We start from the raw sequence: 21,167 nt of genomic DNA, 5'->3' as shown, positions 1-21,167 counted from the left end.
GATGGAGCTTCTGCGCACACCCGACGACCGCTTCGCGGACCTCCCCGACTGGCCCTTCGCGCCCCGCCACGCCGTCGTCCCCCACGACGGCACCGACGGGATCCGCATGGCGTACGTCGACGAGGGACCGCCCGACGCCGCGCCGATCCTGCTGCTGCACGGCGAGCCGAGCTGGTCCTACCTGTACCGCCACATGATCCCGCCGCTGGTGGACGCCGGGCACCGGGTGGTCGCACCGGACCTCGTCGGCTTCGGCCGGTCTGACAAGCCGGCGGATCGGGCCGACCACTCCTACGCCGCGCACGTCGGCTGGATGGCCGCGCTGGTCTGCGACCACCTGGACCTGTCCCGCACCACCCTGTTCTGCCAGGACTGGGGCGGGCTGATCGGCCTGCGCGTGCTCGCCGCGCACCCCGAGCGGTTCGCGGCCGTCGTCGTCGCCAACACCGGGATGCCCACCGGCGACCAGCAGATGCCCGAGGCGTTCATGGCGTGGCAGCGCTTCAGCCAGACCGTCGAGGAGTTCCCGATCGGCCCGATGCTCCAGGGTGCGACCCAGCGCGAGCTCTCGGACGCCGAGGTGGCCGCCTACGACGCGCCGTTCCCCGACGAGTCGTTCAAGGAGGGACCGCGGATCATGCCGGCGCTGGTCCCGACCGGCCCGGACGACCCGGCCAGCGCAGCGAACCGCGCCGCGTGGGAGGTCCTCCAGCGCTTCGACCGGCCGCTGGTCACGGCGTTCAGCGACGCCGACCCCATCACCGCGGGCGGCGAGCGGGTCTTCCAGAAGCTCGTGCCGGGTGCGGCGGGCCAGCCGCACACGACGGTCCACGGCGGCCACTTCCTGCAGGAGGACTCGCCGGCGGAGCTCGCCGCGCTGATCGACCAGATCGCCCGCGCGGCCCGCTGAGGTCAGGCGGCGCGCCTACGACTGGTCGGCGGCGACGGCGCGGGCCGCCGCGGCGATCCGGGCGACGGTCCCCTCGACGACCTGAGCGGGCATCGCGTAGCCGACGACCTCAGCCTCGGCGTGGCCGAGCACCTGCCCGATCACCTGGTCGGGCAGCCCCTCGGACTCGAGCGCGGACCGGGCGTCCTCCCCGACGCGCATCGCGAAGTCCTCGTCGCGGTCGATGCGGTCGGCGATCTCGGTGAGGACGTGGGCGTGCTCGGACATCTCGCTCTGGCTCCCCTCGGTCGTCTGCGGTCCGGCCACGGTACCCACGCCCGCGGCAGCCGAGACCAGGCGTAACAACTCTCACCCCCCGGCCCGCAACACCCGCATCGCCAGCTCGTAGGCGCGGACGGCGATGCGCTCCACCCCTCCCGCGAAGGCCGTCACGTCCCCGTCGTCGAGCAGCGACATCGCCGTCGCCGCGTCGATCCCCTCCGCCGTCAGCGCCACCAGCGGATCTGCCGCCACGTGAGCGGCGAAGCTCGGGTCGAACTCGATCCGCGCCGCAATGTCGAGCAGCAGCCGAGGGGTGGACGGGGGCATGGCGGGATCCTCGGCGCACCGGCCCACGCGAGGCATGACGTTCCGGTGACGGCACGTATCGACGCCCCGACGAACGCGGGCACGCACGGTTTGCACCAGCAAACCTGAGTGCACTTGGAATAGATCCTGACAGACTTCGGTTCCAGCGTGCTCCGCACTTCGTAAGGACGTAATCATGGCTGATCAGCTCCGCGAGTCCGACCGGGTCGACCCGGCCGTCCTGCCCCTCCTGCCGCTTCCCGGCGGCGTCGTCGTCCCCGGCATGGTCGTGACCATCGCCGTCGAGTCGAACGACGCCCGCGCGGCCATCGACGCGGCTGCCGAGGCGGACGACCGCGTGGTCCTGGTCACCAAGTACACCGACGACGAGGGCACCGCGCGGTTCTCCACCGTCGGCACCGTCGCCCGCATCGAGCAGCGCGACCGCCTCCGCGGTGGCCGGCGCGGCATCCTCGTCCGCGGTCTCGCCCGCGCGGTCATCGGCACCGGCACCGCCGGGGGCGGAGACGCGACCTGGGTGTCGGTCACCCCGGTCGACGACGAGCCGACCGAGGACCTCGACGGGCTGGCCCAGGACTACCGCGCGGTCGTCGAGGGGATCCTCGAGCACCGCGGCGGCCAGTCGATCGCGGCCGCCCTCAACGAGATCTCCGACCCCGGCCAGCTCGCGGACACCGCGGTCTACTCACCGGACACCAGCACCGCGCAGAAGGTGCAGATCCTCGAGACCGTCGACGTGCGCGAGCGGTTGGAGCTGGCCCTCGGCTGGGCGCGCGACACCCTCGCCGAGCTGCAGGTCCGCTCGAAGATCCGCGACGACGTCAGCGAGTCGATGGAGAAGCGGCAGCGGGAGTTCATCCTCCGCGAGCAGCTGAAGGCCATCCAGTCCGAGCTGCGCGACCTCGGCGGGGAGGGCGAGGGCCTCGACGGCGACGACCTCGACGCCTACCGCACCCGAGCCGCGGAGCTGCCGCTGCCCGACGCCGTCCGGACGTTCGTCACCAAGGAGATCGACCGCCTCGAGCGCACCGGCGAGCAGTCGCCGGAGCAGTCGTGGATCCGCACCTGGCTCGACCGCATCCTCGAGCTGCCCTGGGGTGAGCGGAGCGTCGACAACCTCGACCTGACCGCCGCGCGCCAGGTCCTCGACGACGACCACACCGGCCTGGACGAGGTGAAGGAGCGCCTGATCGAGCAGCTGGCCGTGCGCAAGCTGCGGATCGAGCGCGGCCTCGACGGCGCCGACGACGCCGAGCCCGTGCTGTCCACCGCGGAGGAGCCCGCGGTCGACGACGCCACCGACGACGCCACCGACGACGGGGGCGACGCCGCGGTCCGGTCGACGTCTCGCCGCGGTCAGGGCGCGATCCTCGCGCTCGTGGGCCCCCCGGGCGTCGGCAAGACCAGCCTCGGGGAGTCCGTCGCACGGGCCCTCGGCCGCAGGTTCGTGCGCGTCGCCCTCGGCGGCGTCCGCGACGAGGCGGAGATCCGCGGGCACCGCCGCACCTACGTCGGCGCCCAGCCCGGCCGCATCGCCCGCGCGATGACCGAGGCGGGGACCATGAACCCCGTGCTCCTGCTCGACGAGATCGACAAGGTCGGCGGCGACTGGCGGGGTGATCCCTCCGCCGCACTGCTCGAGGTCCTCGACCCGGCGCAGAACCACACCTTCCGGGACCACTACCTCGAGGTCGACCTCGACCTGTCCGACGTGCTCTTCATCGCGACGGCCAACGTGCTCGACACCATCCCCGGCCCGCTGCTGGACCGGCTCGAGGTCGTGCAGCTCGACGGCTACACCGACGACGAGAAGGTCGTCATCGCCCGCGAGCACCTGATCGGCCGCCAGCTCACCAACGCCGGGTTGGCCGCCGACGAGGTGGAGATCTCCGACGAGGTCCTCCGCCACGTGGTGGAGGGGTGGACCCGCGAGGCCGGCGTCCGACAGCTCGAGCGCCAGCTCGCGAAGCTGACCCGCAAGGCCGCGGTGAAGATCGCCGCGGGGGAGCCGGCACCGATCGTGGTCGAGGACCCGAGCGACCTGCTCGGCCGCCAGCGCGTCTTCAAGGAGGACGCGATGGCCCGCGTCGACGTGCCGGGCGTCGCGACCGGCCTGGCCGTGACCGGCGTCGGCGGCGACGTGCTGTTCGTCGAGGTCGCCCGCACCGGCGAGGGGGAGGGTGAGGGGCAGCTGCGCCTGACCGGCCAGCTCGGCGACGTGATGAAGGAGTCCGCGTCGATCGCCCTGAGCTTCCTCCGCGCCCACGCCGATGAGCTGGGCCTCGACGTCGACGCCCTGTCGAGCGGCCGGTTCCACGTCCACTTCCCGGCCGGCGCGATCCCGAAGGACGGGCCGTCGGCGGGCATCACGATGACCACGGCGCTCGCGTCGCTCGTCAGCGGCCGCACGACCCGCAAGGGCGTCGGCATGACCGGCGAGGTCACGCTGCAGGGCAAGGTCCTGCCGATCGGCGGGGTCAAGCAGAAGGTGCTCGCCGCCCACCGGGCGGGCCTTGACACCGTGCTGCTGCCCAAGCGGAACGAGGGCGATCTCGAGGACGTCCCCGAGCACATCCTCGACGACCTGACCGTCCACCTCGTCGACGACGTCCGCGAGGTGCTCGACCTGGCCCTCGAGGCCTGACGGTCCGCAGTCCGGGAGCGTCAGCCCAGGACGAAGTCGATCCCGGCCTGCTCGGTGCAGCCGTCGTCGACGGTGGCACCGGGTCGCAGGAGGAACGCGTCCACGATCGCGAGCGTGCACTCGCTCACGTCGTGGACGCGGTGGCCGGCCCCGTCGACCTGGACGACGGTGCCGTCCAGACCGGTCGCGGTGGCCGCACCCCAGGCAGGCGGGGACAGCGGGTCGAACTCCCCGGAGAGCACCAGCGCGAAGACGTCGGCGGTGACGGGGTCGTCAGCCCCCTCCCCCGCGCTGCCGACGTCCCACAGCGCGCAGGCGGCCACCAGGCGCTCGACGTCGGTGGCGACAGCCAGCCCCACCGGTCCGAGGCCGTCGTCACCGCCCCCGCCGCCGCCCGCCACGGCGGAGGAGGGCACCTCGTCCCGGCAGTCCGACGACAGCCGCAGCCCCTCGGCGAACGCCGACGAGGGGACCGCCGCACCCGCGATCGCCACCTCCTGCAGGCGGGCCAGCGCCGCCTCCGGCTCGCCGTCCACGGCGAGTGACAGGGCGGCGGGGACCTCCGCCGGGCCGGCGCCCCGGAGCGCGGCGACCGCAGCCAGGGCGAGGTCGTCGCCGCTGACCCCGCCGGTCTCGCCGACGTCGTCGTTCAGCGCCTCGACCACCTGCTCCACGGCCGGGCCGATGGCTCCGAAGCGCCGCTCGCAGCCCCGGTCCTCTGCGCAGGTGTCGAAGAGCCGGTTCAGCACGGACTGGGCGGTGCGGGGCCGGTCGGCGTAGACGTCGGCCTCCGGCGGCACGGGCGAGTCCAGGACGGCGGCCCGGACGACCTCCGGCTCGCGGTCGATCACCGCGAGCGCGATGCGCGCGCCGTGCCCGACGCCGAGCAGGTCGATGGCGGGCACGTCGAGGACCTGGCGCAGGTCGAGGACGTCCGCGGCCATCGCGGCGGTGTCGTAGGCGCGTCGGTCGACCGCCTCGGCGTCGAGCTGGCGCCGGCAGTCCTCCACCAGGTCCGGCGGCAGGGCACCAGGCCGCGGCGGCTGGCCGCAGTCCAGGGAGGGGAAGGACCGGCCCGTCCCCCGAGGGTCGATCAGGACGACCTCCCGGCCGGCGCGGAGCGGTGAGGCGATCCAGCTGGCGGCGTCCGCCAGGCCGCTCTGGCCGGGGCCGTCCGGCAGCACCACGAGCGGGGGCGGGTCCGGCCCCACCCGCTCGGGGGACTCGGTCGCCGCCAGCACCGCGTAGGCGACCTCGACGACCGGACCGGCGGGCCGACCCCGCGCCTCGGGCACGACCAGCAGCGCGCAGGTCGCGTCGGCCGCGTCGAGGACGTCGGGACAGGCCGCGCTCGTCGACTCGGGTCCGGCCAGCGCGGGTGTGGTGGCGCCCGCCCCCCCTTCGTCGAGGGCCGGGCGGTCGGGTTCAGGCGGATCACCGGGGGTGCCGCCGGCGACGCAGCCGGCCGCCAGCGCCGCGACGACGACCACGACCACGCGCACCGGGACGGATCTCACCAGGCCATCCTGCACCCGCCACCGCACGCGACCGGGCGCACTAGGCTCCGCCACCATGTCCGAGCCGCCCGCCGACGCCACGCCGCGACCGACCCGACGGGACCGGTTCGAGGCGCGGCTGATGCGCCGCTCCGGTGACCTCGAGCCGGCCGCGGTGATCGCGTGGAAGCGGCGGGTGCTCGGCGACCTCGCCAGCCCCGTGGTCGAGATCGGCCCGGGCGCGGGGGCGAACATGCCCTACTACCCGGCCGGCACCGCGGTGATCGGGATCGAGCCGAACGTGGCGATGCACGAGCCGCTGCGGCGAGCGGCGGCCGACGCCGGCGTGGACCTCGAGGTGCGCACCCGGTCCGCGGAGGCGATCGACCTCGGGGACGACGCGGTCCCGAGCGTGGTCGGCACGCTGGTCCTCTGCGGGGTCGGCGATCCGGACGCCGCGGTCGCGGAGGTGCGCCGCATCCTCGCCCCCGGCGGGCAGTACGTGTTCTACGAGCACGTCCGCGCGCCGGAGGGGACCGCGACGCGATGGGGGCAGCGGCTGCTCCGCGGCGTGCACACCTACGTGTTCAACGGCTGCCAGGTCGACCGCGACCTGGGCGCGGTCGTCCACCGGGTCTTCGACGACGTGACCTGCGACCCGATCGACACCGGCTGGCAGAACGTGCACACCCGGACGCGGATCCACGGGATCGCCCGGGGCTGAGCAGGGCTCAGGCCCGGCGATCGGCCACGACGTGCGCGGCGAGCGCGCTGGTCGCCGCGGCGCTGAGCACGGACGGCCACGCCCCGATCTTCTTCGCGAGCGGGTGGGACGCCCCGAACCCGAGGAGGTACACCGCCGTCAGCCCGGCGGTGGCGGCGGGCCCGACCGTGCGCTGCCAGCGACGGCCGGCGACCACGCCGGCGGCGGCGAGGACCGCACCGCCGAGGGGTCGGTTGCCGGTCTCGCGGGCGGTCAGGTAGCCGCCGAGCAGTCCGACGGCGACGACGGGTGCGGTGCGCATGGCCATGGGCACCGACGCTAGCACCGCGATGTCCTCGGCCCGCCAGCGCGTGGGTTCGGGTTCCACCCCTCGGGGACGGGGCAGGGATGGGGTGCAGCCCGACCGCTGCACAGGAGGACCCGACATGCGCGCCACCGCACCCGCCCCCGCCCGACCGGTCGCCGTCCGCCACCGCCGAGGTGCCCGATGATCCGCAGGCTGCTGATGCTGTTCGGGATCGGGCTCGCGGCACGCACCGTGCTGGCCAGCCGCAGCAGCGCCAGCGACCGACCGACGGACCCCGAGACCGCGGCGGGCGCCGCTGGGACCGCGGATGTGCAGCCGGTCGCGATCGACCCGACGGCGACGGGCCCCGCCGCGACCGGGCCGACCGTCGACGAGGTCGAGGGGACTGGCAGCCGCGGCGGCGCGGACGGCCACCTGGCTCGCACCCCGACCGAGATCTCGGGCAGCGGATGGGTCGCGGTCCTGAAGCGGACCGGGAAGGAGGTGTCCGCCGACAACGTGCCGATGATCGCCGCGGCGGTGGCCTTCGCCGGCCTGCTGGCGCTGTTCCCGGCGATGATCGCCGCGATCAGCATCTACGGGCTCGTCACCGACCCCGGCACCGCCGCCCAGCACGCCGCTGACCTGGCCGAGACCCTCCCCGCCTCCGCACGGGACCTGATCAGCACCCAGCTCGAGTCCATCGCCGACAGCGAGTCGTCGACCCTCAGCATCTCCCTGGTGGTCTCGATCCTCGGTGCGCTGTGGAGCGCCTCGGGCGGGGTCGGGATGCTCGTGAAGGGGCTGAACCTGGCCTACGACGAGACCGACGACCGCGGCTTCGTGAAGGGCCGGGCGCTGGCGCTGGCGCTCACGCTCGGCGCCATCGTCTTCTTCGGGGTGGCCGTGGGCCTCATCGCGGTGGTGCCGCCCGTCATCGACTCCCTCGGGCTGGGGGTCGCCGGGACGATCGGCGCCCAGGTGGCCCGGTGGACGCTCCTCGCGCTGCTCATCGTCGTGTCGCTCGCCGTGCTGTACCGGCTGGCACCGGACCGGGAGGACGCCCGGTGGTCGTGGCTCTCGCCCGGGGCGGTCCTGGCCACGGTCCTGTTCCTGCTCGTGTCGGTCGGCTTCTCGTTCTTCGTCGACAACTTCGGCAGCTACGGCGAGACCTACGGCGCGATCGCCGGCGTGATCGTGCTCATGCTGTGGCTGCAGCTGTCCGCCCTGGTCATCCTGGTCGGCGCCGAGCTGAACGCGGAGTCCGAGCGCCAGACCGCGCGGGACACCACGACCGGTGCGCCGCGGCCCCTCGGCCAGCGCGGTGCGGAACCGGCCGACACAGTCGCCGCCTGACGCACCGCGCGATCCCCGAGACCCCGCAGCCCGAGAGGAGCGCTACAGGAGGCCGAGCTGCTCAGCGCCCGCGCGGTCCGCGACGGCGGCGACCGGGTCGTCGGTGGCCGACGGCCCGGGGGTGAGCTCGGCGTCGAGGTCGACCAGCAGCGGGGCGTGGTCGGACGGCTTGGACTCCCGCACCTTCGTCGGCTTCCGGTACTCCCGGTCGACCGTCGCCGCGGTGATCCCCCGCGCCAGCCGCTCGGTGGCCAGCACCAGGTCGATGCGCAACCCGTAGCCCTTGTGGAAGTGCCCGGCGCGGTAGTCCCACCAGGTGTAGCCCGGCTCGTCGGGGCGGTGGTGGCGGAACGTGTCCACGAACCCGGTGTCCACGATCGCCGTCAGACGCGACCGCTCGTCGTCGGTCGCGTGGGTGCCGCCGTGCAGCTGCACCGGGTCCCACACGTCGAGGTCGGTCGGGCAGACGTTCAGGTCGCCGCCCATGACGGTCGGCCCGTCCGCCGCGAGCCGTCGGGCCCGGTCGGCCATCGCGTCGAGGAACTGCAGCTTCGCGACGAACGTCGGCGTGCCGACCCGCTGGCCGTTGGGCACGTACGTGCTGACGAACCGGACGCCACCCACCGTCGCCTCGACCCAGCGGGCCTGGTCGGGATCAGGCTCGCCGGGCAGGCCGATCGAGACGTCGTCCACCCCCAGCGCCGCACGGCCGAGCACCGCCACCCCGGCCCACCGGCCACCGGAGTGGTCGGCGGCCAGGTAGCCGACCTCGGCCAGCTCGCGGTGGGGGAAGGCCTCCGGCGCGCACTTGGTCTCCTGCACCAGCACAACGTCGGGGCGGTGCTCGTCGAGCAGCGCCACGAGCCGGGGCAGGCGGGCCGGCAACGAGTTGACGTTGTAGGTGGCGACGCGCATCGCGAGAAGCCTATCGACCCCGTCCGCGCCCCCTGGTGACCGAGAGCCTGCTGCGGCGCGGGGACTAGACCCGCAGGCGGCGAGGCGCCAGGATCCGCCGCCGTGACATCCCTGCGCCTGGCCACCCCCGACGACGGCGCGGCCGTGGCCGCCATCTACAACCCCGTCATCCGCGACACGACGACCAGCTTCGAGACCGTCCCGGTGACCGCCGGGGACATGGCAGACCGCATCGCCGCCACCGTCCCCACCTGGCCGTGGCTGGTCGCCGACCGCGACGACGAGGTCCTGGGGTACGCCTACGCCGGACGCCACCGCGCCCGTCCGGCCTACGCCTGGTCGGTGGAGGTGTCGGTGTACCTCGACGCCGACACCCGCCGGCAGGGGCTCGGCCGGGCCCTCTACACCGCCCTCCTCGACCTGCTGGCCGCCCAGGGCTACGCCAACGCCTACGCCGGCATCACCCTGCCGAACCCCGCCAGCGCCGCCCTCCACGAGGCGGTCGGGTTCACGCACCTGGGGACGTTCACCGCGGTGGGCCACAAGCACGGGCGCTGGTGCGACGTGGGCTGGTGGCAGCGGCCCCTCGGCGACGACGGCGCCGCCCCCTCCCCTCCCACACCCCTGACCGAGCTCCCGGACGGCATGATGGAGGTGGTCCTCGCGGCCGGGCTGGCGACGATCGCCGGCCGCCCCCACCCGGAGTGATCTGTGGATTCGTTGTGGTTGCAAGTCGTCCTCGTCCTCGTGCTGGTCCTCCTCAACGCCGCGTTCGCGGGCAGCGAGATGGCGCTGGTCAGCCTGCGGGACAGCCAGCTGGCCCGCCTCGAGGAGCGTGGTCGCGCCGGCGGGACGCTGGCCCGCCTGGCGCGTGATCCCAACCAGTTCCTCGCCACCATCCAGATCTTCATCACCCTCGCCGGGTTCATGGCGTCGGCCACCGCCGCGGTGACGTTGGCCGAGCCGCTGGTCGAGCCCCTCCGCGGCGTCCTGGGCGGTGCCGCCGAGCCGGTCAGCGTCGTGCTGGTCACGCTGGTCCTGACCTACGTGACCCTGGTCCTCGGGGAGCTCGCACCCAAGCGGGTGGCGATGCAGCGGGCGGAGGGCTGGGGCCTCCTCGCGTCGCGTCCCCTCGCGGCCCTGGCCACGCTGACCCGGCCGGCGGTGTGGCTGCTGGCCACCTCCACCGACCTGGTCGTCCGCGCGGTCGGGGTCGATCCCGACGCCCAGCGCGAGCAGATCACCGAGGAGGAGCTGCGCGACATGGTCGCCGCGCAGCCGGAGCTCTCCGACACCGAGCGGCGGATCATCGACGGGGCGTTCGAGTTCGCCGACCGGTCCCTCCGCGAGATCCTCGTCCCCCGCACCGCCATCGTCGCGCTGCCCGGTGACAGCGACGTCCGCGAGGCCTCACGCCGCCTCGCCGCGACCGGGCACACCCGCGCCCCGGTGATCCGCGGCGACCTCGACGAGGTGCTCGGCACCGTCCACCTGCGCGCCCTGGTCGAGGCGGAGGGGACCGTCGAGCCGCACGTCCAGCCAGCCCTCGTGCTCCCCGAGACCGTCGGCTGCCTGGACGCCCTCCGGCGCATGCAGGCCGACCGGCAGCAGATGGCGGTGGTGATCAACGAGCACGGCGGCACCGAGGGACTCATCACCATCGAGGACCTGGTCGAGGAGCTCGTCGGCGAGATCTGGGACGAGGCCGACCCGGACGTCCAGGCCGTCGTCCACCACGACGACGGACGGCTGAGCGTCGACGGCGCCTACCCCATCCACGACCTGCCCGACATCGGCGTCGACCTTCCCGCCGGCGACTACACCACCCTGGCGGGCCTGGTGCTGGCCGAGCTCGGCCACGTCCCGACCGCAGGCGAGGTGGTCGTGGCATCGGGCTGGCGCATCGAGGTGGTCGAGGCGACCGACCGCACCGTCCGCCTGGTGGAGCTCACCCCGGACCCCTCAGCTCCGGATCCCGACAGCCGACAGGAGGGCGACGACCGCACGGGGACGGAGTAGACGTGATCCGAGGAGGCTGGTGGCGCGAGCGGCCACCACAGGTGTGGTGCATGGCGCTGATGCTGGCTCTCGGTGCCGCGCTCTGCCTGGTCGGCGCCATCCGGCCCGCGACGCCGGACACCCCGCGGGTCCTCGACGGCATCCTCGCGGGAGTCGGCGGCGCCCTGGCGCTGATCGTGTGGTGGACGCCGGCCCGGGCCTGGCTGCTGCACCTCTGCAGCGCCGTGTACCTGGTGGCCGCCACGGCGCTGATGGCCGCAGCCGCCACCGGTGAGGGCGTCGCGTCCGGCGGCGTGTCATTCGTGTGGCTGGGCATGTACGCGGCCGTGGTGCACCCCCGCCCGGTCGCCCGGGCCTACGCCATCGTCTGCGCGGTCGCCCTCTGGGTCGGGTTCGCGTTCAGCCCGGTGGTCCGCAGCGGGTGGGCCTCCTGGCTCGTGATCGCGGTCACGCTGGTGATCGCGGTCGAGGTGCTCGCCACCCTCCTGACCCGACTGACCGGCATGGCCACGACCGACCAGCTGACGGGGGCCCACAACCGCGCGGCGCTGCAGTCGGCGGTGGAGTCCGAGCTCATCACGGCGATCCGCACGGGGGACCCGGTCAGCCTGGTGCTGATCGACCTCGACGACTTCAAGTGCGTCAACGACTCCGCGGGCCACGGCGCCGGCGACCAGCTGCTCGTCGACCTGGCCGCCGAGTGGCGCGCCGGCATCCGCCGCGGCGACCGGCTGTTCCGCTACGGCGGCGACGAGTTCGTGCTGCTGCTGCCCCGCACCGGGGTCACCGCGGCGGAGGAGCTCGTCCGACGTCTCCACGACAGCTCGCGGGCCGCGTGGTCCTTCGGGATCACCCAGCTCGGGACCGGCGACCACCTGGCCACGGCGATCGACCGGGCCGACCAGCGGATGTACGCCCACAAGCTGCGCGGGGCCGGGATGGTGCCGGCGGGTGTGAGGGAGCCGCTCGCGGGCAAGGGGTGAGGAGCGGCGGACTACGATCCGCCCGCCCGCGCCCCGACACGAGAGGAACCCCGCATGTCCGCCCCGGCACGACGGCCGTCGTCCCTGCCCGGCAGCGACCCGCAGCGGGACGCCGAGACCCTCGCGGGCGTGGTCGACCTCTCCCTCGAGCGCCGCATCCGGCGGGTCCTGCAGCACCTGAGCGCCCGTGACCTCAAGCTGGCGACGGCCGAGAGCTGCACCGGTGGGTTGCTGGCGTCGCTGTTCACCGACGTGGAGGGGGTCAGCCACGTGTTCGACCGCGGGCTCGTCACCTACGACCCGATGGCGAAGTGCGAGCTGCTCGGCATCGACCCCGAGGTGATCGAGCGGCACACGGCGGTCAGCCGTGAGGTGGCGGTGGCCATGGCCGAGGGGCTGCTCGACGACGCGAACGCCCAGGTCGGCATCGCCGTCACGGGCTTCACCGGATCGGGTCGGGAGCCGGGGCTGGTGCACCTGGCCGTCGCGCGCACCGGCCGCCCCACCGTCCACCGCGAGCTGCACCTCGGCACCGTCGGGCGCGGGGCGGTCCGCCAGGGCGTCCTGCGCGGTGCGCTGCAGCTGCTGGAGGAGACGCTGTGATCCCCGGACCTGAGGCCTTCGGTTCGATCCACGGCCACGGCATGCTCCGCGTGGCCGCCGCCACGCCGCGCGCCACCGTCGGGGACCCTGCGGTCAACGCCGACACGACGATCGAGCTGGCCGAGCGAGCCGACGCCGAGGGCGCCGACCTGGTCGTGTTCCCGGAGCTGAACCTCTCCTCCTACGCGATCGACGACCTCCACACCCAGGAGGGCATGCGCGTCGCCGTGGACGCCGCCCTCCGCCGGGTCGTCACCGCGACCGAGGGCCTCCACCCCCTCCTGCTGATCGGCGTGCCGCTGCTCCGCGGCGACCGGCTCTACAACTGCGCGGTCGCGGTCCACCGGGGCGACGTGCTCGGGGTGGTGCCGAAGAGCTTCCTGCCGAACTACCGCGAGTACTACGAGAAGCGCTGGTTCTCCCCCGGCGCCGGCATCGTCGGCGCGGAGATCACCGCCGCCGGACGGACCGTGCCCTTCGGGACCGACCTGCTGTTCGCGGCCACCGACCACCCCGACGCGGTGATCGCCGTCGACGTCTGCGAGGACTACTGGGCGCCGATCCCCCCCTCCACCCACGCGGCGCTGGCCGGTGCCCTGGTCATCGCGAACCTGTCCGCGTCGAACATCGTCGTCGGCAAGGCCCGGGACCGGGCGCTGCTGTGCGCCTCCCACTCCCTGCGGACCGCCAGCGCGTACATCTTCTCCGCCGCCGGCCCGGGTGAGAGCACGACCGACCTGGCCTGGGACGGCCAGAGCCTCGTCTTCGAGCTCGGCGAGCAGGTCGCCGCCTCCGAGCGGTTCGCCGACAGCGCCGCGCTGCTCGTCAGCGACGTCGACCTGGCGCGGGTGCGCCTGGAGCGGACGCGCACCGGGACCTTCGGCGATGCCGCACGGGCGGCGGGGTCACCTGAGGCGCGGTTCCGGCGCATCGGCTTCGCGCTCGAGCCCCGGAGCGACGACACCGGGCTCCGGCGCGACATCCCGCGGTTCCCCTACGTGCCGAGCGACCCCGAGCGGCTGGACGAGGACTGCTACGAGGCGTTCAACATCCAGGTCGACGGCCTGACGCGGCGCATGACGGCGACGGGCGAGCCGAAGCTCGTCATCGGCGTGTCCGGGGGCATCGACTCGACCCACGCGCTGATCGTCGCCGCGAAGGCGATGGACCGGCTGGGGCGGCCGCGCAGCGACATCCTCGGCATCACCATGCCGGGGTTCGCGACGGGTGACACGACGAAGTCGAACGCCTGGCGGCTGATGGAGGCGATGGGCGTCAGCGCGGAGGAGATCGACATCCGCCCGGCGGCCGAGCAGATGCTCGCCGACCTCGATCACCCGTTCAGCCGCGGCGAGGAGGTCTACGACGTCACCTTCGAGAACGTCCAGGCCGGGCTGCGGACCGACTACCTCTTCCGCATCGCCAACCACCGGGGCGGGTTCGTCGTCGGCACGGGTGACCTGAGCGAGATGGCCCTCGGCTGGTGCACCTACGGGGTGGGTGACCAGATGAGCCACTACGCGGTCAACACCGGCGTGCCGAAGACGCTGATCCAGCACCTCATCCGCTGGACGATCTCGACCGACCAGTTCGACGCCGAGACCGATGCGGTCCTGGGCGACATCCTCGGGACCGAGATCTCCCCCGAGCTGGTCCCCCAGGGCGAGGAGGAGGAGCTGCAGTCCACCGAGGCGAAGATCGGTCCCTACGAGCTGCACGACTTCTTCCTCTACCACCTGCTCCGCCAGGGCCAGGCCCCCTCGAAGGTCGCGTTCCTCGCCTGGCACGCCTGGCGGGACGCGGCCCGCGGGTCCTGGCCGGTGGACTTCCCCGAGGCCGACCGCCGCAGCTACGACCTGCCGACGATCGTCCGGTGGCTCGAGGTGTTCCTCGAGCGCTTCTACGGCTTCAGCCAGTTCAAGCGCTCGGCGCTGCCGAACGGGCCGAAGGTGTCCGGCGGCGGGTCGCGGTCCCCGCGCGGGGACTGGCGCGCCCCGTCCGACGGGACCGCCGCGCCGTTCCTCGCGGAGCTGCGCAGCCGGGTGCCGGGCGGGGCGCGGTAGGGATCCTCGGGGCGCTCAGCTCGCGAGCAGCTCGTCGAGCTTCTCGTAGCCCTCGCGGACGCCGACCTCCATGCCGCTCGCGACGAACGCGTCGCGGTCCTCGAAGGAGTCGACCAGCGAGGTTCCGGTCAGCCGGGTGCGGCCGTCGCCGAGGTCCTCGAAGCGCAGCTTCTCGAGCGTGACCCCGTCGGGCATGCCCTCGAAGGTGAAGGTCTGGACGATCAGCTCGTCAGGGCGGACCTCGTGGAAGGCGCCGAAGAACCAGTACTCCTGGTCGCCCTCACGGTTGACGTAGCGGTACGAGCCGCCCGTCCGGCAGTCGAAGTGGTCGATGGCCATCTCGAGGTCGCGGGGCCCCATCCACTGCACGAACAGGTCGGGGTCGACGTGGGCGCGGAAGACCTTCGCCGGCGGGGCGTCGAAGGTGCGGGTGATGCGGACCAGGGGGACCCGGTCGTCCAGAGCGATCTCGGTCTCGTGGGTGCGGGTGGCGGTCCTGGCGGGTCTCCTGTCTGGGGGGGGGGGGGAGGGGACCCGGGGTCGTCGGGCATGCCGGCCAGGACGTCGTCGAGGCGGCGGTAGCGCGCCTCGGCCTGGCGGCGGTACCGCTCGATCCACTTGGTCATGAGGTCGAACACCTCCGCCTCGAGGTGCACCGGTCGGCGCTGGGCGTCCCGGCTGCGGCTGACCAGGCCGGCGTCCTCGAGCACCTTCAGGTGCTTGGACACCGCCTGGATGCTCACGTCGTAGGGCTCGGCCAGCTCGCTGACGGTCGCGTCCCCGTCCGCCAACCGCGCGACCATGTCGCGACGGGTGGGGTCGGACAGGGCCGAGAAGACCCGGGAGAGCGCGTCGGCCGGCATGTCACCTCCTCTGTGTTCAACCGATTGGTTGAGGAGGAGTGAACACGAGTGGACCGTCGTTGTCAACCCATCGGTTGAAGACGGTGCGGGGTGACGGCGGGTGCCCCCTCAGGCCCCGCAGGCGGGCGCCGCGTCGAGCTGGGTCGCCACCGCGTCGCCCAGGACGGCGAGGCCGCCGGCGAGCAGCACGTCGATCGTCTCCGGACCGCAGGCGAGCGCGAGGGTCTCGGGCGGCACCGGGTCGTCGCCGAGGGCGATCGGGGCGCCGGCATCGGCGGCGAGCCCCGCGGCCGGCAGGCCGAAGAGCCACCCGTCCGGGCGGTAGCCGTTGATGACCACCAGCTCGCGGGTGCCGTCATCCGGACGGCCGACCAGCTGGCTGGCGATGGCCGCGGCCGTCCCGGCCCGGGAGTCGCCGGCGATGCGCTGGGGGTTGGGGAGTGCGGCCTCCACATCAGCCGACAGCGCGGCGGTGCCGCCCAGCAGGATCGTCTGGCTGACGCCGACCTCGTCGACGAACGCCGCGACGGCCGGGTGCACCTGATCGGTGGGGGTCACCACGGTGGGGATGCGGTCGGCGGCGGTCCACGCGCCCACCGACACGCTGTCGGCCCACCCGGCGGTCGGGTTGTCGGCCGGCCCGCCGGCCCGCGCGACGGCCACGCGCACGCCGTCGCCGGCGAACGCCCCGGCCCCGAGCACCTCCCGGGCGACGGCGACGCTGGTCTCGACGCGTGAGGGGCCAGCGAGTCGCTCGACGGTGCCGGACTGCGCGAGCTCCGCCTCGACCTCCGCAGAGATGGCCGCGCTGCCGCCCAGCAGGTAGATCGTCCCGCCGGGGGCGAGGACCCGGTCGATCTCCGTCGCCGTGGCCGCGGGCAGCGACGTCGGGCTCGTGAACAGGAGCGGTCCGTCCCCGGTGAGCGCCGCGCCGGCGAGGGAGTCGGGGAACTCGTCGTCGCGCGACAGCACCACGACCTCGGCGTCGCCGTCGCCGAACCGCGCGGCCGACACGGCCACCGCGTAGGCCGTCGGGTCGGTGAAGTCCGCCCGCTCCGTGGTCGTCGGATCGCCGTCGAACCCGCCGGGCGCGAGCGGCGCCTCGCCGGCGGGCGGCCCGGCCGCCGTCGGCGCCCACAGGATGGCGCGGGTCACCTCGAACGCGTCGGCGTCGGTCACCGAGGTGAGATTGCCCCCGGCCGGGTCGGAGGTGTACAGGGTGTCCTCGGAGTCGTAGACGTACGCGAGCCGCTGGCCGTCGGGCGACCACACCGGGAGCTCGAGCTGCTGGGCGGTGCCGAGCGGGTTCACGAACCGGATGAGCTGGCCGTCGCGGTCGTACAGGCACACGCCGCGTTGCGCGTTGGTCGGGCCGCCGGCGTACCCCGGCCCCTCGATCTCGCACTCGTAGGCGAACCGGGTCGCGTCGGGTGACGCCGAGCCGATCCGCGAGGCGAACGTCCCGTTGGCGATCTCGACGCGGGTGTGGGTGCGCGCGGCGACGTTGACCCGGTAGAGGCTCGCCACGTTCGACCCGAAGATCTCCCCGTAGCCGTAGAGCGTGCCGTCTGACGCCCACTCGAGGTCCTCGGGGAAGCCCTCGGCCTCGAGGTCGATCGCGACGACCGTCCCCTGGTGGCCGTCGGTGAGCGACCACAGGTCGATCGAGTCCTGGCCGTTCGCGTAGGCGAACAGGTCCGGGTCGGTAGGCGACCAGGTGGGCGAGCCGACGAAGCCCTCGATCAGGGTCTGGGGACCCTGCTCCCCCTCGACGTCCATGATCCCGATGCCGCCGTCGGTCTCGACCAGCAGGCGACGGCCGTCGGGTGACACCGACGCGGTGTCGAGGTCTTGGAGCCGCATCGGCCCCTCGACGGCGCGGATGGCCCCGCCGGGCTCGTAGGCCACCATCAGGCTGTCGGTCTCGACGTACACCGTCCCGTTCCCACCGGGGAGCACGGCCCCGACGGGTGGGCTCGCGAGCGAGGTGGTCAGCAGCGCGACCGCGACGAGGGCGGTGAGGCGTCGGGCGGGTCGCAGGCGGGGGAGGTCCATGGCGCCTCACCGTAAGGACTCGTCCCGTGCGGCGGGGCGGCGTGCGCCGGCCCCGTTAGCGCATCGTTGGCGGAGGCGGAGGGATTCGAACCCTCGAGGGCTGTTACACCCAACGTCATTAGCAGTGACGCGCACTAGACCGGGCTATGCGACGCCTCCAGGGACCGGCAGTGTACGTGCGCCCCCCGCGGGTGCGCAGCCCCGGGGTAGCGTCTGGCCGCATGGACACCGAGGGGATCATCGCCGCCCACCGGCGGGCCGGACGGGACCTCGTGGTCGACGGCGTGCGGACGTTCGCCCTGGACCGCGGGGAGGGGCCGGCGGTCGTGTGCCTGCACGGGGTGCCGGTGTCGTCCTACGTGTACCGGAAGGTGGTCGCGGAGCTGGCCGCCCGGGGGCTGCGCGCGATCGCGCCGGACCTGCCGGGGCTGGGGTTCGCCGAGCGGCCAGGAGATCTCGACTACACCTGGACCGGGCTCGGGCGGTGGACCGCGCGGGCGATCGAGGCGCTGGTCGACGGCCCGGTGCACCTGGTCGTCCACGACATCGGGGGGCCGGTGGGGTTCGAGGCGATCACGCACCTCGGGGCCGCGGTGCGGTCGGTGACGCTGCTCAACACGATCACCGACGTGGGCTCGTTCACCCCTCCCCCGGTCATGCGGCCGTTCACCTGGCCGCTGCTCGACCGCGCCTGGTTGGGCGGGCAGACCGACTGGCTGTTCGTGCGGCTGATGCGCGCCCAGGGCGTGGCCGACCGGTCGGCGGCGACCGACGCGGAGCTCGCCGCCCACCGGCACCTGCTCATGCGCGACGACGGCGGCCGGGCGTTCCTCCGGATCATGCGGTCCTACGAGACGACGGCGGCCAAGTCCCGCCAGCACCTCGAGGCGATCCGCGGGGTCCCGCACCGCCAGGTGATCTGGGGGGACCGCGACCCGGCGCTGGCGTGGTCGCCGTTCGGTGAGACCGCGGTCGCCGTGGCCGACGTGGGATCCGCCACGAGGCTGCCGGCCAAGCACTTCTTGCAGGAGGACCAGGCGCCGGCCATCGCCGATCGCGTCGCGGACCTCGTGGCGCGGGCGGGCTGACGACATCGGTCCGGCCGCGGGCGTGCGAGGATCGGCGGCGATGCGCATCGCCGTCTTCAGCACCAAGCCGTACGACCGCACCTACCTCACCGCCACGAACGAGCGGATGGGCTCACCGCACCAGCTGACCTTCTACGAACCGCGGCTGACCCCCCAGACCGCCGCGCTCGCCGAGGGGCACGACACCGTCTGCGTGTTCGTGAACGACGAGGTGCACGCCGAGACCCTGGCCACGGTCGCCGAGCACGGCGTGCGACTGGTCCTCACCAGGTCGGCGGGGTTCAACCACATCGACGTGCCGCGGGCACGGGAGCTGGGCATGGAGGTGGCGCGGGTGCCCGCCTACTCCCCCTACGCGGTCGCCGAGCACGCCGTCGCCCTGCTCCTCGCGCTGAACCGCAAGCTGCACCGCGCGTACTCGCGGGTGCGGGACCAGAACTTCTCGCTGGCGGGGTTGGAGGGGTTCGACGTCCACAACAAGACCCTCGGGGTCGTCGGGACCGGGACGATCGGCACGGTCTTCACGCGGCTGATGCGCGGCTTCCACTGCGAGGTGCTGGCCTACGACCCCTACCCGAACGACGAGATCGTGCGACTGCGCGGGACCTACGTGGACCTCGACGAGCTGGTGTCCCGGTCGCAGATCGTGTCGCTGCACTGCCCCCTGACCGCCGACACCCACCACCTCTTCGACGCCGACCGGTTCGCGGAGATGCCCCAGGGCGCCTTGCTGGTCAACACCTCCAGGGGAGGCTTGGTGGACGCGAGCGCGGCGGTCGACGCCCTGCGGTCGGGCCACCTCGGGGGGCTGGCGATCGACGTCTACGAGGAGGAGGCCGACCTGTTCTTCGAGGACCGCTCCGAGCAGATCATCACCGACGACACCTTCGCCCGGCTGCTGAGCTTCCCGAACGTGCTGATCACCAGCCACCAGGCCTTCTTCACCCGCGAGGCGCTCGAGAACATCGCCGACACGACGCTGGCGAACGCGTCGGCGTTCGAGACGGGTGAGGGGGAGCTGCACCGGGTCGCGTGAGGCGGCGGCTCACGCCCGCGACGCCGGTCCCGCCATCGACCCACGGGCGCATCACGAGCCCTTCACCGTCCGACTGGGTCCCGCCATCGCCCCACGGGCGCATGACGAGCCCTCCACCGCCCGACTGGGTCCCGCCATCGCCCCACGGGCTCGCGACGAGCCCCTCCATCCCCGCCGGGTGGAGGCCGTTGGTCACACGCCTCTGGGCGCCCTCTACACTGCGCGGCCCAGGAGACGTGCCCGAGCGGACGAAGGGAACGGTCTTGAAAACCGTCGGGCCGGCAACGGTCCCGTGGGTTCGAATCCCACCGTCTCCGCAAGATACCCGCAGGTCAGCGCGCACTTTTGGTCCTTCCGTCGCGGTCGGAAACGGGGGCCGGTGAGGGGTCGAGGGCGCCGGCGGTACGCATCCGGTACGCGTCAGCATCGTCCCGCCCCGTCTCGGGGGTGCACCGCCACGCCCGGTCGAGGTCGTCCATGACCGTGTCGAGGTGCCCGTCGAAGAGGTGGCCGTAGACGTCGAAGGTCGTGGTGATGGTCGAGTGGCCGAGCTGGGCCTGGATCGACTTGGGGCCGGCGCCGGCGGCGATGAGCAGCGACGCGGCGGTGTGCCGCAACTCGTGGACCGTGAGGGTGTCGTCCAGGCCCGCAGCGGCCAGGGCTGGCTTCCACACCCGGTCGCGGAAGTCCGTGGCCGACCACGTCGCCCCGTAGGGGGTGGTGAAGATGAGAGTCTCGGCGTCGTCGTCGAGGTCGGCGAGCACCGCTTGGAGCTCGTCGCAGACGAAGGCGGGCAGCTGGACGCTGCGGACCCGATGGGTCTTGGGCGGCCCCCACACCTGGCGGCTGCCGATCTCGACGACGGACTCGGTGATGTGGAGCCGGCGCCGGTCGAGGTCGCAGCCGCGCCGCCGCACCGCGAGGGCCTCGCCCCAGCGGAGGCCGCCGTAGGCGAGGGTGAGGATGAGGGGCCGCACGTCCGGGCCGACCGCGTCGGCGAGGCGACGGACCTGGTCCTGGTCCAGGAACCGCCGGCGAGCGGGGCGCAGGCGGGGCAGCTCGACGCCGCGGGCGACGTTGTGGGTGAGGATCCGGCTGGCCACCGCGGCGTCCAGCATCGCGCCGAGCATCATGTGGCACTGCCGCACCCGTGACGCGGACAGCCCCTCGGCCTCGAGCTGGGACACGAAGGTCTCGACGGCGAGGCGGTCGAGCTTGGCGAGCGGGTACCCGCCGAGGTGGGCGGTGACCTTCCGGAGCAGCGACTCGTAGGTGTAGCGGGTCTTGGGCTTGAGGGCACGCTTGGAGTCGAGCCACTTCGGTGCCCACTCCGCGACCGTGGTGCGGCCGCGCTCGGGGTCGGTCCACTCCCCCTGCAGCATGCGGGCCTCGACGCTGACGAGGTGGCGTTCGGCGTCGAGCTTGCGCTTGAAGGTCTTGGACCGCTCACGCCCGGCCGGGTCTCGGTAGCGGGCGCGCCAGCGCACCGTGGTGGCGCCGCCGTCGCCGGTGCGCACCTGCTTGTCGATGAACCCCAC

At 73.6% G+C, this 21,167-nt stretch carries 19 protein-coding genes, 2 tRNA genes and 1 pseudogene; 12 read left to right on the top strand and 10 right to left on the bottom strand.

Annotation, left to right across the window (positions count from 1 at the left end; genetic code table 11):
- The first annotated feature begins 1 nt into the window (after position 1).
- Positions 2-910, top strand: coding sequence for a haloalkane dehalogenase (locus tag ACEQ2X_RS11965; protein WP_370326039.1), 909 nt, complete (start codon positions 2-4; stop codon positions 908-910).
- A gap of 15 nt (positions 911-925) precedes the next feature.
- Here ACEQ2X_RS11965 and ACEQ2X_RS11960 read toward each other — a convergent pair whose 3' ends face one another.
- Both ACEQ2X_RS11960 and ACEQ2X_RS11955 read right to left on the bottom strand, forming a co-directional pair.
- A complete protein-coding gene (locus ACEQ2X_RS11960) occupies positions 926-1,216 on the bottom strand; it encodes a hypothetical protein (RefSeq protein WP_370326038.1) in 291 nt (96 codons plus the stop codon).
- Between the two features lie 42 nt (positions 1,217-1,258).
- Complete coding sequence (locus tag ACEQ2X_RS11955; protein WP_370326037.1) at positions 1,259-1,498, bottom strand: hypothetical protein; 240 nt, start codon at positions 1,496-1,498, stop codon at positions 1,259-1,261.
- Positions 1,499-1,673: 175 nt separating this feature from the next.
- Here ACEQ2X_RS11955 and lon point away from each other — a divergent pair, with 175 nt between their 5' ends.
- Positions 1,674-4,142, top strand: a complete 2,469-nt coding sequence (gene lon / locus ACEQ2X_RS11950) for an endopeptidase La (RefSeq protein WP_370326036.1) — start codon at positions 1,674-1,676, stop codon at positions 4,140-4,142.
- Positions 4,143-4,162: 20 nt separating this feature from the next.
- On the opposite strand, the gene ACEQ2X_RS11945 is transcribed toward lon, so the two are convergent.
- On the bottom strand, positions 4,163-5,659 hold the full coding sequence (locus ACEQ2X_RS11945; RefSeq protein ID WP_370326035.1) for an alpha/beta fold hydrolase: 1,497 nt from the start codon (positions 5,657-5,659) through the stop codon (positions 4,163-4,165).
- Positions 5,660-5,714: 55 nt separating this feature from the next.
- On the opposite strand from ACEQ2X_RS11945, the gene ACEQ2X_RS11940 reads away from it, so the two are divergent.
- Positions 5,715-6,362, top strand: a complete 648-nt coding sequence (locus ACEQ2X_RS11940; protein WP_370326034.1) for a class I SAM-dependent methyltransferase — start codon at positions 5,715-5,717, stop codon at positions 6,360-6,362.
- Between the two features lie 7 nt (positions 6,363-6,369).
- On the opposite strand, the gene ACEQ2X_RS11935 is transcribed toward ACEQ2X_RS11940, so the two are convergent.
- Positions 6,370-6,669 (bottom strand): hypothetical protein, encoded by a 300-nt coding sequence (locus ACEQ2X_RS11935; protein WP_370326033.1) that lies wholly within the window; start codon positions 6,667-6,669, stop codon positions 6,370-6,372.
- Between the two features lie 180 nt (positions 6,670-6,849).
- Between ACEQ2X_RS11935 and ACEQ2X_RS11930 the strand changes: the two genes are divergently transcribed.
- The gene (locus tag ACEQ2X_RS11930; protein WP_370326032.1) at positions 6,850-8,004 is read left to right on the top strand and encodes a YihY/virulence factor BrkB family protein; all 1,155 of its coding nucleotides are present in this window, start codon (positions 6,850-6,852) and stop codon (positions 8,002-8,004) included.
- Positions 8,005-8,046: 42 nt separating this feature from the next.
- Here ACEQ2X_RS11930 and ACEQ2X_RS11925 read toward each other — a convergent pair whose 3' ends face one another.
- Entirely contained in the window at positions 8,047-8,919 is an 873-nt protein-coding gene (locus ACEQ2X_RS11925) for an exodeoxyribonuclease III (RefSeq protein ID WP_370326031.1), read from the bottom strand.
- 117 nt (positions 8,920-9,036) lie between these two features.
- On the opposite strand from ACEQ2X_RS11925, the gene ACEQ2X_RS11920 reads away from it, so the two are divergent.
- From ACEQ2X_RS11920 to ACEQ2X_RS11900, 5 genes are read left to right on the top strand one after another with little or no spacing between them, the layout of a single operon-like run.
- Positions 9,037-9,627 carry an arsinothricin resistance N-acetyltransferase ArsN1 family B gene (locus tag ACEQ2X_RS11920; protein ID WP_370326063.1) on the top strand — a complete coding sequence of 197 codons (591 nt, stop codon included), beginning with the start codon at positions 9,037-9,039 and terminating at the stop codon, positions 9,625-9,627.
- An 18-nt stretch (positions 9,628-9,645) separates the two neighbouring features.
- Positions 9,646-10,938, top strand: a complete 1,293-nt coding sequence (locus tag ACEQ2X_RS11915) for a hemolysin family protein (RefSeq protein ID WP_370326030.1) — start codon at positions 9,646-9,648, stop codon at positions 10,936-10,938.
- 50 nt (positions 10,939-10,988) lie between these two features.
- Positions 10,989-11,921 (top strand): GGDEF domain-containing protein, encoded by a 933-nt coding sequence (locus tag ACEQ2X_RS11910; RefSeq protein ID WP_370326029.1) that lies wholly within the window; start codon positions 10,989-10,991, stop codon positions 11,919-11,921.
- A gap of 54 nt (positions 11,922-11,975) precedes the next feature.
- Positions 11,976-12,524 carry a CinA family protein gene (locus ACEQ2X_RS11905; protein WP_370326028.1) on the top strand — a complete coding sequence of 183 codons (549 nt, stop codon included), beginning with the start codon at positions 11,976-11,978 and terminating at the stop codon, positions 12,522-12,524.
- Entirely contained in the window at positions 12,524-14,587 is a 2,064-nt protein-coding gene (locus ACEQ2X_RS11900) for an NAD(+) synthase (protein ID WP_370326062.1), read from the top strand. Before ACEQ2X_RS11905 ends, ACEQ2X_RS11900 begins: the two co-directional genes overlap by 1 nt.
- Positions 14,588-14,602: 15 nt before the next feature.
- On the opposite strand, the gene ACEQ2X_RS11895 is transcribed toward ACEQ2X_RS11900, so the two are convergent.
- The 4 genes and pseudogenes from ACEQ2X_RS11895 to ACEQ2X_RS11880 all read right to left on the bottom strand — a co-directional run bounded on the left by ACEQ2X_RS11895 (position 14,603) and on the right by ACEQ2X_RS11880 (position 17,664).
- Positions 14,603-15,205, bottom strand: coding sequence for an SRPBCC family protein (locus ACEQ2X_RS11895; RefSeq protein ID WP_370326027.1), 603 nt, complete (start codon positions 15,203-15,205; stop codon positions 14,603-14,605).
- Positions 15,094-15,450, bottom strand: a pseudogene (locus ACEQ2X_RS11890) (ArsR/SmtB family transcription factor); the annotation flags it as partial. The gene ACEQ2X_RS11895 and the pseudogene ACEQ2X_RS11890, both read right to left, overlap by 112 nt.
- A gap of 108 nt (positions 15,451-15,558) precedes the next feature.
- A complete protein-coding gene (locus tag ACEQ2X_RS11885) occupies positions 15,559-17,505 on the bottom strand; it encodes a cell wall-binding repeat-containing protein (protein WP_370326026.1) in 1,947 nt (648 codons plus the stop codon).
- A gap of 67 nt (positions 17,506-17,572) precedes the next feature.
- Positions 17,573-17,664, bottom strand: a tRNA-Ser gene (locus ACEQ2X_RS11880).
- A gap of 62 nt (positions 17,665-17,726) precedes the next feature.
- Here ACEQ2X_RS11880 and ACEQ2X_RS11875 point away from each other — a divergent pair.
- From ACEQ2X_RS11875 to ACEQ2X_RS11865, 3 genes are all read left to right on the top strand, one after another.
- The gene (locus ACEQ2X_RS11875; protein WP_370326025.1) at positions 17,727-18,593 is read left to right on the top strand and encodes an alpha/beta fold hydrolase; all 867 of its coding nucleotides are present in this window, start codon (positions 17,727-17,729) and stop codon (positions 18,591-18,593) included.
- A 40-nt stretch (positions 18,594-18,633) separates the two neighbouring features.
- Positions 18,634-19,629 (top strand): 2-hydroxyacid dehydrogenase, encoded by a 996-nt coding sequence (locus ACEQ2X_RS11870; RefSeq protein WP_370326024.1) that lies wholly within the window; start codon positions 18,634-18,636, stop codon positions 19,627-19,629.
- 230 nt (positions 19,630-19,859) lie between these two features.
- Positions 19,860-19,946 (top strand) — tRNA-Ser (locus ACEQ2X_RS11865).
- A gap of 15 nt (positions 19,947-19,961) precedes the next feature.
- Here the strand turns inward: ACEQ2X_RS11865 and ACEQ2X_RS11860 are convergent.
- A complete protein-coding gene (locus ACEQ2X_RS11860) occupies positions 19,962-21,167 on the bottom strand; it encodes a tyrosine-type recombinase/integrase (RefSeq protein ID WP_370326023.1) in 1,206 nt (401 codons plus the stop codon).

Origin of the sequence: Euzebya sp. (genome assembly GCF_964222135.1) — a bacterium.
In the GTDB taxonomy this organism is placed as follows: Bacteria; Actinomycetota; Nitriliruptoria; order Euzebyales; family Euzebyaceae; genus Euzebya.
This window is presented reverse-complemented; position numbering and strand designations above follow the sequence as displayed.

Coding starts and splice junctions, on each gene's coding strand:
- ACEQ2X_RS11965 (WP_370326039.1), top strand. CDS start 2: ATGGAGCTTCTGCGCACACCCGACGACCGCTTCGCGGACCTCCCCGAC.
- ACEQ2X_RS11955 (WP_370326037.1), bottom strand. CDS start 1,498: ATGCCCCCGTCCACCCCTCGGCTGCTGCTCGACATTGCGGCGCGGATC.
- lon (WP_370326036.1), top strand. CDS start 1,674: ATGGCTGATCAGCTCCGCGAGTCCGACCGGGTCGACCCGGCCGTCCTG.
- ACEQ2X_RS11940 (WP_370326034.1), top strand. CDS start 5,715: ATGTCCGAGCCGCCCGCCGACGCCACGCCGCGACCGACCCGACGGGAC.
- ACEQ2X_RS11935 (WP_370326033.1), bottom strand. CDS start 6,669: ATGGCCATGCGCACCGCACCCGTCGTCGCCGTCGGACTGCTCGGCGGC.
- ACEQ2X_RS11930 (WP_370326032.1), top strand. CDS start 6,850: ATGATCCGCAGGCTGCTGATGCTGTTCGGGATCGGGCTCGCGGCACGC.
- ACEQ2X_RS11925 (WP_370326031.1), bottom strand. CDS start 8,919: ATGCGCGTCGCCACCTACAACGTCAACTCGTTGCCGGCCCGCCTGCCC.
- ACEQ2X_RS11910 (WP_370326029.1), top strand. CDS start 10,989: ATGGCGCTGATGCTGGCTCTCGGTGCCGCGCTCTGCCTGGTCGGCGCC.
- ACEQ2X_RS11905 (WP_370326028.1), top strand. CDS start 11,976: ATGTCCGCCCCGGCACGACGGCCGTCGTCCCTGCCCGGCAGCGACCCG.
- ACEQ2X_RS11885 (WP_370326026.1), bottom strand. CDS start 17,505: ATGGACCTCCCCCGCCTGCGACCCGCCCGACGCCTCACCGCCCTCGTC.
- ACEQ2X_RS11875 (WP_370326025.1), top strand. CDS start 17,727: ATGGACACCGAGGGGATCATCGCCGCCCACCGGCGGGCCGGACGGGAC.
- ACEQ2X_RS11870 (WP_370326024.1), top strand. CDS start 18,634: ATGCGCATCGCCGTCTTCAGCACCAAGCCGTACGACCGCACCTACCTC.